Origin of the sequence: Moorena sp. SIO4E2 (assembly GCF_010671945.1) — a bacterium.
GTDB lineage: Bacteria > Cyanobacteriota > Cyanobacteriia > Cyanobacteriales > Coleofasciculaceae > Moorena > Moorena producens.
The window spans coordinates 1-11140 of record NZ_JAAHIE010000224.1; the positions used below are offsets into that span (position 1 = coordinate 1).

General features: G+C 44.5%; 7 protein-coding genes and 1 tRNA gene. 3 read left to right on the forward strand and 5 right to left on the reverse strand.

The genetic code is table 11. The annotated features are described in order from the left end of the window. Window positions 1-241: 241 nt before the first annotated feature. Window positions 242-412 carry a hypothetical protein gene (locus tag F6K37_RS21230; RefSeq protein WP_202799219.1) on the forward strand — a complete coding sequence of 57 codons (171 nt, stop codon included), beginning with the start codon at window positions 242-244 and terminating at the stop codon, window positions 410-412. Between the two features lie 57 nt (window positions 413-469). On the opposite strand, the gene F6K37_RS21235 is transcribed toward F6K37_RS21230, so the two are convergent. Next, window positions 470-4642 (reverse strand): WD40 domain-containing protein, encoded by a 4173-nt coding sequence (locus F6K37_RS21235; RefSeq protein WP_353838304.1) that lies wholly within the window; start codon window positions 4640-4642, stop codon window positions 470-472. Here F6K37_RS21235 and F6K37_RS21240 point away from each other — a divergent pair. Continuing rightward, window positions 4631-4783: a hypothetical protein gene (locus F6K37_RS21240; RefSeq protein WP_287251956.1), complete on the forward strand. Its 153-nt coding sequence runs from the start codon at window positions 4631-4633 to the stop codon at window positions 4781-4783. The two genes, F6K37_RS21235 and F6K37_RS21240, sit on opposite strands and share 12 nt — an antisense overlap. A gap of 32 nt (window positions 4784-4815) precedes the next feature. Here F6K37_RS21240 and F6K37_RS21245 read toward each other — a convergent pair whose 3' ends face one another. The 3 genes from F6K37_RS21245 to F6K37_RS21255 form a co-directional block, all read right to left on the reverse strand. After that, a complete protein-coding gene (locus F6K37_RS21245; protein WP_287251958.1) occupies window positions 4816-6876 on the reverse strand; it encodes an AAA-like domain-containing protein in 2061 nt (686 codons plus the stop codon). A gap of 183 nt (window positions 6877-7059) precedes the next feature. Continuing rightward, complete coding sequence (locus tag F6K37_RS21250; RefSeq protein WP_287251960.1) at window positions 7060-9909, reverse strand: DUF3769 domain-containing protein; 2850 nt, start codon at window positions 9907-9909, stop codon at window positions 7060-7062. Window positions 9910-10418: 509 nt separating this feature from the next. Further along, window positions 10419-10535: a photosystem II reaction center protein I gene (locus F6K37_RS21255; RefSeq protein WP_075900681.1), complete on the reverse strand. Its 117-nt coding sequence runs from the start codon at window positions 10533-10535 to the stop codon at window positions 10419-10421. A 213-nt stretch (window positions 10536-10748) separates the two neighbouring features. Here F6K37_RS21255 and F6K37_RS21260 point away from each other — a divergent pair, with 213 nt between their 5' ends. After that, complete coding sequence (locus tag F6K37_RS21260; protein ID WP_287251964.1) at window positions 10749-10922, forward strand: hypothetical protein; 174 nt, start codon at window positions 10749-10751, stop codon at window positions 10920-10922. A gap of 61 nt (window positions 10923-10983) precedes the next feature. Here the strand turns inward: F6K37_RS21260 and F6K37_RS21265 are convergent. Continuing rightward, window positions 10984-11055: transfer RNA gene (locus tag F6K37_RS21265), tRNA-Thr, on the reverse strand. Window positions 11056-11140 lie beyond the last annotated feature (85 nt).

Here is an 11140-nt window from a genome sequence, read left to right on the forward strand (position 1 = left end):
CTCTGCATCCGACCGATTGCGGAAGCGAGCAACAACTACCCGCTGCATCTTGGGTAACAGTCGCATGACCACCCATGGATGAAGCCGTTCTGAATACGTCATCATAAAAGTATCTCCTTGTGATTGGGGAGCCAGAGCTAGCCCGTAGATTTTGCACTTTCGCCGGGCTAGCTCTTGACTCTGGGCGTCTCAGCGCCCACTTTTATAGTATAGCACAAATAATCTTATATTATAACATATTTTGAAAAATTTTGTAACAAACTTTTCGGGAGTCGGGAATCGGGAGTCGGGAATCGGGAGTCGGGAATCGGGAATCGGGAATCGGGAATCGGGAATCGGGAATCGGGAATCGGGAGTCAGAAATGTTGTGGAACAGGCATCTTGCCTGTTTCTCTTACAGGGTTTTTCATAACTATAAGATACACAGGATTTTTTCCCTCTTGCCTATTGCCTCTTACCTTCCCTACCCTTACTCCCAACGTAAACTCTTCAACACCTCTTCCGTAAAAGGATTCTTACCAGCCCGAAGCTCATCTATCCATTTTTGCCGTTGTTCTTTCGACTCATCATGATCGCTCCAGTCTACATATGCCTGAAAATCTGATATCGCTCCTGCGGTATCTCCAGTCAGGGCCCTAGCCAAACCACGACTATCCAGAATACCTCCATTTTCAGGATCTTTTGCTACTGCTTTTTCACAAGCATCAATCACCTCAGCAGCATATCCATGGAGACTACCAAACCAACAGATTGAGTTCCAATCATAAGCAGAAATTTCTAGGTTTGGATCTAGTTTTTGTGCTTGTTTGTAGAGAGATAGGGCTTTGGTTAATTGACCCTTTCGAGCTAACTGCTCACCTTGTTTAACTTTAGCGATCGCTCTTGCCTTTTCCTCTGGGTCGAATTCTAGGTCAGAATTCCATTCTTGGGCTTTTTTAAACTTAGCAATAGCACCATCGACATCCCCCTCTTCTGCTAACTTATCACCTTGTTCAAGTTTAGCGCGTGCTGCTAGTTGTTTGGCTTTTTTCTCTGGGTCGAATTCTAGGTCAGAATTCCATTCTTGGGCTTCTTTAAACTTAGCAATAGCACCCTCGACATCCCCTTCTTTTGCTAACTTCTCACCTTGCTTAACAAGACCGGGAGCTACTGCTACTTTGTCCACTGAATCTTGACATGTAGTTAAGCTTTCTAAAGCTTCAAAATTCTCCACAAAGTAATCTTCAAGCAACTTACAGCCCCTAACCAGCATCTGACCTAAATCCTCCACTGGCCAGAGTCTGACCGTATTGTCCTTTGATGCTGTAGCCAGGGTTTTACCATCGGGGCTAAAGCTTACACTATTGTTTACCAAGGATTGATGTCCTTTAAACAAAGCTAATGGATTGCCCTGTAAATCCCAGAGTCTGACCGTTTTGTCCACTGATGCCGTAGCCAGCATCTGACCATTAGGGCTAAAACTTACACTATTTACCCGGTCTTGATGTCCTTGAAACAGAGCTAATTGATTTCCTTCTAAATCCCAGAGTCTGACCGTTTTGTCCCATGATGCCGTAGCCAGCATCTGACCATCGGGGCTAAAACTTACTACTACATTAGTTAGCGGACCTTGATGTCCTTGAAACAGAGCTAATTGCTTTCCCTGTAAATCCCAGACTCTGACCATGTTGTCTCCTGATACTGTAGCCAGGGTTTTACCATTGGGGCTAAAACTTACTAAATTAGTTAGCGGACCTTGATGTCCTTGATGTCCTTGAAACAGTGCTAATTGCTTTCCCTGTAAATCCCAGACTCTGAAAGTATTGTCCGATGATGCCGTAGCCAGGGTTTTACCATCTCGGCTAAAACTTACACTACTTACCGAGGATTGATGTCCTCTCAACACAGCTAATGGATTGCCCTGTAAATCCCAGAGTCTGACCGTTTTGTCCTCTGATGCCGTAGCTAGGGTTTTACCATCTCGGCTAAACCTTACACTCGTTACCGAGGATTGATGTCCTCTCAACACAGCTAATGGATTGCCCTGTAAATCCCAGAGTCTGACCGTTTTGTCCCATGATGCCGTAGCCAGGGTTTTACCATCTCGGCTAAACCTTACACTCGTTACCAAGCCTTGATGTCCTTGAAACAGAGCTAATTGATTGCTCTGTAAATCCCAGAGTCTGACCGTTTTGTCTGCTGATGCTGTAGCCAGGGTTTTACCATCTCGGCTAAAGCTTACACTTAATACCCAGTCTTGATGTCCTTTCAACAGTGCTAATAGATTCCCCTGTAAATCCCAGACTCTGAGAGTGTCCCATGATGCTGTAGCCAGGGTTTTACCATCTCGGCTGAAACTTACACTAGTTACCAAGCTTTGATGTCCTTGAAACAGAGCTAATTGATTGCCTTGTAAATCCCAGAGTCTGACCGTTTTGTCCTCTGATGCCGTAGCCAGGGTTTTACCGTCGGGGCTAAAACTTACACTTCTTACCCAGTCTTGATGTCCTTGAAACACAGCTAATGGATTGCCCTGTAAATCCCAGAGTTTGACCGTTTTGTCCTCTGATGCCGTAGCCAGGGTTTTACCGTCGGGGCTAAAACTTACACTATTTACCGAGGATTGATGTCCTTGAAACACAGCTAATGGATTGCCCTGTAAATCCCAGAGTTTGACCGTTTTGTCCTCTGATGCCGTAGCCAGGGTTTTACCGTCGGGGCTAAAACTTACACTATTTACCGAGGATTGATGTCCTTGAAACAGTGCTAATGGATTTCCTTGTAAATCCCAGAGTCTAGCAGTATTGTCATATGATGCCGTAGCCAGCATGTAACCATCGGGGCTAAAACTTACACTTCTTACCCAGTCTTGATGTCCTTGAAACAGTGCTAATGGATTGCCCTGTAAATCCCAAAGTCTGATATTACCGTCTGATGCCGTAGCCAGCATGTGACCATCGGGGCTAAAACTTACACTTTCTACCGGGCCTTGATGTCCTCGAAATAGTCTGTTTTCTTTGAATTTACTAAGACTCTGCTGTAAAGCATACAGAGGACTGATGGCAGGATAGTTATCGAAAGGGCGACCATCTTTCACGATATTATATAGTTCTTGCCCAGTCTCCATAGCTGAGTATAAAAGCTCTCGATTGCCATAGTAACCATTATCCCCTGGTAACCGCCGTAAAATACTAAGCGCTTGTTGTTCTAGTTGAGTACCTGTTTGAGCTTCCTTTGATTGTTTAAAATTCTCTCTAGCTTTGATCCCAGTTACCACAGCCACAATTAAGGACAAACCCATGAGAATAGCACCTATGCTGATGATTCGCTTTGCTTTCTTTTGAGCCTCAGTTAAGGTATCATTCGCCTTAGCTAAGATCCGACTTTCTTCTGCCAATACCCTGCGGTCTAATTCCTGACCAGCCGCCAAAAACTGATAATCCAAATCGCTCAAACTTTTACCCTTCGCCCAAGCTTGAGCATTCTGTAAAGCCACCCCCCGCAACAAACGAGCTTCATCCTGACACCCAGACTCAACCCAAGCAGTAAAGGCTTCAGAATAGGGACGCAGTCTGGCTAATTCTTGTTTAACCCAATCACGATCAAAAACACTGCCATAAATCCGGTTGTTAACCTTTAAATACCCATCCCGCTCCACCACCAACCCCGATAGCCTTAATTCCGTCTGTTCTTCACTGCCATCAGCGGCAAGACTACCCTGATCTAATACCTGCTGATACAATCCCAACAGCCTACTCGCCCGTTGCTCATTTCTGAGAATGCGATCGCGTATGGTCTTCAAGTGCTCTGGCTTATCCTGAGATACCCAATTGTCAATAATCTGGCTACGGGCGACCTGTTCAACAGAAGGAGTAGTTCCCAATCCCGACTTTTCCACCATTAACTTACACAACTTCTGGGTCAAAAACGGTTGTCCCCTTGTCCAGGTCAATATCTCAGCTAACACCTGTTGAGGATTATCCACTTTCCCTACCAAACCAGGGAGCAGTGGTGTTTTCGCCTCCTCAAAGGTAAATCCAGTCAGTTCAATATCCCGACCAATATTAAACGGAGTGCGCTGTTTATCCTGAATCAAATCTGCTGGAGTTGCTACTCCCAGTAAACAAAAACTCAGGCGATTGTAGGCAGTATTTTCTGCTCGTTTGTTATAGCAACTGCGAATAAAAGCAAAGAAATCATCTTTAAACGCTACCTTAATAATACTGTCAATTTCATCTAGAAAGATAACAATACTTTCCGGAATATTTGCCAACAATACCGATTCAATAAACTTGCCAAATCCTAACAAGGGAGCGATGTGCTCTGTTTCTATAAACCAAGCCTCTTCATCAAATTTATCTGATAGCTTAAACTCATCCACCAGCATCACAATCAAGCTTGAATACCACATCTCTATGGGGATATTCTCTTTCCCAATCATGGTAAAATCGATACAACCACAAGCTACTCCTGCTTCCTGGAGACGCTTCATAGTTTGTACCCGCAAACTCGATTTCCCCATCTGTCGCGAGTTGAGCACATAACAAAATTCCCCAGCCATCAAAGCCTGAAAAATTTCGTCATCAGCTTTTCGCACAGCATAAGTTGTGGCATCTTGAGGTAAACTTCCGCCAACTTGATAGATTGTTGGTTGGTTGGTCATGATCAGAAAGGGAGTAGGGAATCGGGAATCGGGAATAAAGAAGCTATCAGCTATCAGCTATCAGCTATCAGCTATCAGCTTAAGCGCTACGCGCACGCTACGCGAACAGCTTTCAGCCAACGGCTGACGGCTGACGGCTGACGGCTGACGGCTGACGGCTGACGGCTCCATAACTATAAAATTCTGTTAATAAAATACTGACGATACAAATTATATCTAGGGATACAATCATTACCGATGACTCTGACTAATCCCAGACTTTCTAAGAGATAGGTATCCTTAGGTTCCAGACGCACAGCTTTAGTAGTTGTCAGTAACTTTTTGAAAGCTTCCAGTAAATTGGGATGGAGAATGAGATTATTTAAAAGTTCTCGCAAATGATGACTATATATCCCTGATTCTGTCGGGGCGGTTTCTAAAAGATGATCCATAGTCATGTTGGGATGTTTGCTAAGAGTAGAGAAAGCCAGCTTCAACAAATAAGGATGTCCGCCTACCATACCCATTAATTTTTGTCCTGATTCAATGGATAAATTTAAACCATAACGCCCAGCTAAACTCTGAACTTTATCTAAGTAAAAGTCCGATAACTCTACTGCTTCTCCCACATTAAAAGGAGACTGATTGATATCCAATTCAATATAAACTTCGGTAGAATAAACTACAATCAATCGCAGTTTTGTCCAAGGCTGATTATTTTTCCCATCCTCATGCCACGTGCGCAACAACCCTAGAAATTCTCCAGCTACTTCTGGATGAGGAAACACGAGCTCGACTTCATCCAAACACAACACTACAGGACTGGATAACGACGCTAATAGATACTGCTCAAAATATCGTTGACAATTTACCTTACTATATAACCGTTTACTCCAATAATTATCCAACTGGTCTGATAATCCCAAGTTGTCAGCAACCCGCACGCAAAACGACTGTAAAAATATATCCAAATCATGGCAAGGTAACTGATTCAGATTCAAATAAACCGTGCCATAACCCCTAGACTTAGCATAATCAAGAATCCGATTACTGAGTAAGGTTTTACCCATCAGCTTGGGTGCTTTAATCCGAATTAGTGCGCCTGGTTGTAAAATCTTTTGATAACACTCAGCATCTTGAGGACGTTCTATATAAAAATCTCCAACTTCAGCTGTTGTCTGTGGGTGATTATTGCTGCTATTTGTGCTATTATAATTGCTATTATTGGTTGGTAATTTAATACCCAGTAACGTTAAAAATTCTGGTATAGACTGAGGGCGATTGCTAGCTACCAAATTCATGCCATGGATAATGGCTCGATTTATGTGTCCGCTAATCTGGGGATTCAAATCCTTTGGTGGTAGTAATACAGCTCCCTCAACCCGCTCGTCAGCTGGTACTGGTTCATTTCCAGTTAAAAGAAAATACAAGGTAGCGGCTAAAGCATAAACATCGGTGTAGGAACCCTGTTGCGAACGGAACTGATATTGTTCCAGAGGAGCATAGCCTGGAGTCACGGCACAGAGATGAGTTTGGGTAACCCCAGGGACAAACCTAGTAGCAATACCCAAATCAATCAACACCGCACCAGAACCATCGTGACCCACCATGATGTTATCAGGTTTAACATCCCGATGGAGCAACCCTTGCTGATGAATGTCCCAGAGGGCGCTACCAATTTGCTGGATATAAAGCAAGGCTTTCTCTTCTGAGAGTACACCCTGCCCTTTCACCAGATCCGACAAGGTTTCCCCCTCGATGTATTCCATGATTAGGCAGGGAAGTTCACCTTCTCGGATGATTTCTTCAGATAAGCGGACTAGATGAGGATTCCCACAGCTACATTGGGCTAACTTTACCGCTTCATTGGCGAAAATTTTCCAATACTCTAATAAATTATCTTGGCGGAGTACATGATTAACGATAGTTTTGATAACAATGCGATCGCCTGTTTTAGTTCGGGCTAAATAGGTAATACCCAGTCCACCTTCTCCTAGTTTTGTTTCGATGGTGTACTTACCCTTTTGGAGCCGATAACCAGGGGGCCAGGTATGATTAGTTACGCCGTAGCTGTGGTTATGTGGCTGAGTAGTTAAGGGAGGTTTGTAGGGAGCATAAGGCTTTCCAACCGTAAGATGTATGGGTTGTGTGGTGCTGCTATGACGAATTTTAGGGGAATTCAACCAGCGTTTAACCGCATTATTTAACCGCTGCTTGAATTTACCACAGACTGACCGATGCTTATGAGTCTTCATTGGAGATGCCCAACCTATCCAGGAGCTTAATTTGGGTAGGGTTTATTTTGCCACACAAATAATTCTAGCGTTTCTGATAATTATCAGAGCCATGGGATTTGCTTCACCCTACTTCATACTCCTACTTCATACTCCTACTCCCTACTCCCTACTCCCTACTCCCTACTCCCTACTCCCTACTCCCTAATCATCCTCCCAGCTGTTACTAAACGTATCAAAGGGTTCTGTGGCACCTGTCCAGTTAAAATCATTAATTCGTAAACCAACTAAACCCCTTTGTTGAACTGGATTATAGCGCAATAAAATATTGTAACTTCGACGAGAATACTCTAAAAAGAAATCAGTACTAATTTCTTCATTTGTATCTAAATTTAGGTAAGTCTGGAAACCCACTCGAAACGGACCATAGAGTTGTTGGGTAATACCAGCATTAAGGATTCGAGTATCTGCAACTCGGTCAAATAAAAACGGTGATGTGTTGCCTAAAGCGACTTGACTATAGCCGATATTAAAACCGGTATAGTCGAGAAAGGGTTTAGAAAAATGACCGAATTGCCCAGTTAAGCCAACGCTCCCACGGAGAAACTCTTGAGAATCACCGTTACTATAGGCACTAGCCACACCTGTAATGGATGAATTTAGTTGAACATTGGGTAAGATTGGTGCTGGTGTATAGCGCATACCTTCTTCAGCAGTTGCTGGCAAGATGTCACCTTGCCAAAGGGGTTGTGTCCAGTTTAGAGTTGCACTGCCTTGATAACGGGTCAAATTAATCCGATTGTTATCCCGAGGTGGCAGAGGTAGCAAGTCTGCTCGATCGGTCTTAGCATTGATACGCTGAACCCCAGCTTGATATCGAATGGTCAAGCCAGTTTGCCCGATGGGAATTGTTGGTGATTCAAATATACCCCCAATACTACTCTGAACGGTTTGGAAACCCAAAGAGCCATTGAAAAGGCGATCGCGGTAGCTGGATTCCAAGGTCAGGCGATGAGGGTAAGTGGTGCCAATAGTTTGCCGGAGGCGCAAACTCCCCCGAGTTTCGTTTTCTAGATCATCAGGATCCAGACTAGTGAGTTCTGCGGAACCTACTAGTGTAGTGCGTGGACCTAAGGAAGCATCAAGGTCAACAAGCAAACCAAAGTTAGCCGGATCAATTACGCCACCACCTTCTGGATCATTGTTCTCATCTTCATCATTGTCTCCAAGAATGGCTTTTTGAATATAAAACTGTGGTGTTAGACTAAACCTGACCGAGGGACTATCAACCACCTTGAAGCCACGCTGAATAAACACACCACCCCGGTCGTCATCATCATACCCAAAATCCAATAAACTCGGTTGCCGCTCACGGCGGTCAATCACAAACCGTTCACGAAATGTGGGCAAGGAAAACCCTTGATCAAACACAAGTCGAGGATTCTTAGCAATTACTTCGTCTACTTCTGGGGAAATCCGGCGAAATCGAGCATTCTTTGTGCGCCACTCCAACTCTGGTGGGGAAAAGGGGTCGTTGGTAATTCTGACATTAGTAGCAACTCCTTCTAACCCGTCAAACTCAACTCGGTCTGCTTCATAGCGGAATCGATTGATAGTCCCTTCGATGTCGGGGGATTCGATAGCGGTTGTGGTTGCCCCAGTTTCAGAATTGGGAATAATCCTAGCACCAAACTCAATGGCAAAGGCTCCGGGATTAGTAATTCCAGCTAAGGGCTGGCTATTAATAATTCTGCGGCTGACCGGTTGAGTTGGGGTGGTTTGCCCAGAATCTGAATTTGCTCTGACAAATTCTCCCCTAGCCTTCAAAATCACACCACTATCTTGAACAAAGTAATACTCAAAGCGCTCTCCCTCTAGCACCTGGTTACCACGGGTGAGAGCCACATTCCCATCCGCAACCACAATGCGAGTAGGCAAGTTTACTTGCAAACGGTCAGCTTCTAGTAAGGCATCCTGAAACCGCAAGGTAACATTGCCCACCGCTGTAATCACTTGTCTGGTGTCGTCATACTCCTGACGGTCTGAAGTCAGTTCAAGTATGTCTGGCTCATTAGTATCGAAGGTAATTGTGGGAGCAGTAACTTCGGAATCTAACTCGGAACCAGATTGGGGTTGAGACAAGTCTTGGTCTGATGGTGGTGCAGTCTCGTTTAGGGAAGGTGGGTTAGATTGTTCAGGGATGATTAACTCAAACTCTCTAGTCTCTCCACCCCGCTCTTGAGCTATAATACGCTTGCTCCTAGAAATTGGCAAAGGGCAATTTGGACTGATGCTCAAGGGGTCATCTGGCCTGGGTAAGGTTTCGAGAGTAGAACATGGTTTGGGGTAAGAGTTAACAGCGAAGAATCTTTCTTGATTCCCAGGCTCAGGTGTTAGCTCAGGTTTAATTTGAGGTTGGCTATTAGGTTGGTGTTGCTGAATTGAAGTATGAATGGGCGATCGCCTAGTTTTGGGAAAGCCCCCTAAATCCCCCAACTTTGGGGGACTTGGAAGGTTTTGTTCCCCCCAGCGAGGGATTGCTCGCTGGGGGGCTAGGGGGGCCGAATCATACCCAGAATCAGCAACCCCTGTCTCAGAAGTAACCGAGGAGGAAAACCTAGGAGAAACCCTAGTCAAAAATTCCGGTTCCAGAGTTGATGGTGCTTCTGGAGTTGGACTCTTGAGTAAGGAGGTTAAATCAGGATGGAGTGGTTGCTTGATTGCTGGTTTTAGAAGAGATTGTTGCCACTGTTTTCCTTGCCCTAGTTGCCAATTGTCTTGGCTGTTTGTTATCCTTGGCAAGGTCTGGCCAACTGCTCGGGAAATGGGTAGACCTAAGCTAGCAGCGCTTTTGTCTGTGCCTAATATTGGTAAAGCCTCAATCTTGAGCTCTCCTGTCGGGTAGGGTTTGAGCAGTACCGGGTTTGGCTGTGTTTGGTACTGTGCCGAAACAGTTATTCTTTGAGATAATTCATCTAGGTCGCTAGTGGTCTGGGAAGGTTTAACGGTTTGAATAATTGCGGGTACGACCGGCGGCTGAACTGGCTGGGGCATTTTTCACTAAATTGGCTGGTGTTTTACTATTCAGACCAACAATCCTTGACTCAATCCCCAAGATTGTAGTTCCAAATCGGTTATCGACAAAGACAGCCCATAATACTATTAATTAAGCACAAATACAAAACCACACTCTTGAAAGAGCGTGGTTTTGTGTGGATAATCCCGTCTTCAGGAGCCGTGGCTATCTGTAGTTGAGGTCTTTGATAGACCTAACATGATAATGCGATGTTCCTTTGGAACCGCTTCGCGAACGCTAAACCTCGGTGCAGGTCAATCCCAAACCTATCAATGGCGATATGTATAAATACCTATATTAATCACTAGGTTTGGTTTTTTTGAAAAGTAATTTAAGTACTACAAATTAAAGTGCGTGTGGGTGGCTTCAGGATATAACCTTGCCGTTGATTGACCCACAGCATCAGAAAAGGTCGAGGGTTATCTCGCCGTTGTTAGCAAAAGCAGCATAATGCGATGTTCCTTTGGAACCGCTTTGCGAACGCTATTTACTCGAAATCCTTCCGCTTGGGGTTACGAGATGGGTCGTTTGACAAGAAGCCAAACACAAATAAGCCAATAAAGAAGCTAACGACTACATAAACAACGATTTTGAGGGTTACCATGTTGAGTTCTCCCAAGAAGATATGAAATACGGAAAATGAAGCACTACGTGAGACATTGGTCTAATGATGAAAGTTCTAGAATTTGGAATCTAGACCAAAAACCATCTGAGCTTGCGACACGATTAACTTCATACTTTTTTAAGATCATACCTAAAGGTGGCACCCATTTAACCTTTAATATCCTGAAAACTCGGATAAAAGCTGGGTAAGCATATGCGCTATGCGCACGCTACGCGAACAGCGGTCAGCGGTCAGCCGTCAGCCGTCAGCCGTCAGCCATCAGCCGTCAGCCGTCAGCTTATTTTATTCAAAAGCACTGCGCTACGCGCACGCTGCGCGAACAGTAGCCTACGTAGCACAGGATTCGACGCTTGGACTGATAACTGATAGCTGATAGCTGATAACTGATAACTGATAGCTGATAGCTGATAGCTGAATGCTTACCCAAAGCCGATGAGCGGATTTGAACCGCCGACCATTCGATTACGAATCGAATGCTCTACCACTGAGCTACATCGGCACCAGTTTATTAATATAGCAAATATTACTACAGCAAATCAGTCAGGTAAGTTAGGGTAAAACATTCATGACCAACTCGAACTCAA

What these genes read in the sequence shown, in the direction of transcription:
- F6K37_RS21235 (WP_353838304.1), bottom strand. Translation starts at nt 4,642, where the DNA reads ATGACCAACCAACCAACAATCTATCAAGTTGGCGGAAGTTTACCTCAA.
- F6K37_RS21245 (WP_287251958.1), bottom strand. Translation starts at nt 6,876, where the DNA reads ATGAAGACTCATAAGCATCGGTCAGTCTGTGGTAAATTCAAGCAGCGG.
- F6K37_RS21250 (WP_287251960.1), bottom strand. Translation starts at nt 9,909, where the DNA reads ATGCCCCAGCCAGTTCAGCCGCCGGTCGTACCCGCAATTATTCAAACC.
- F6K37_RS21255 (WP_075900681.1), bottom strand. Translation starts at nt 10,535, where the DNA reads ATGGTAACCCTCAAAATCGTTGTTTATGTAGTCGTTAGCTTCTTTATT.
- F6K37_RS21260 (WP_287251964.1), top strand. Translation starts at nt 10,749, where the DNA reads ATGCGCTATGCGCACGCTACGCGAACAGCGGTCAGCGGTCAGCCGTCA.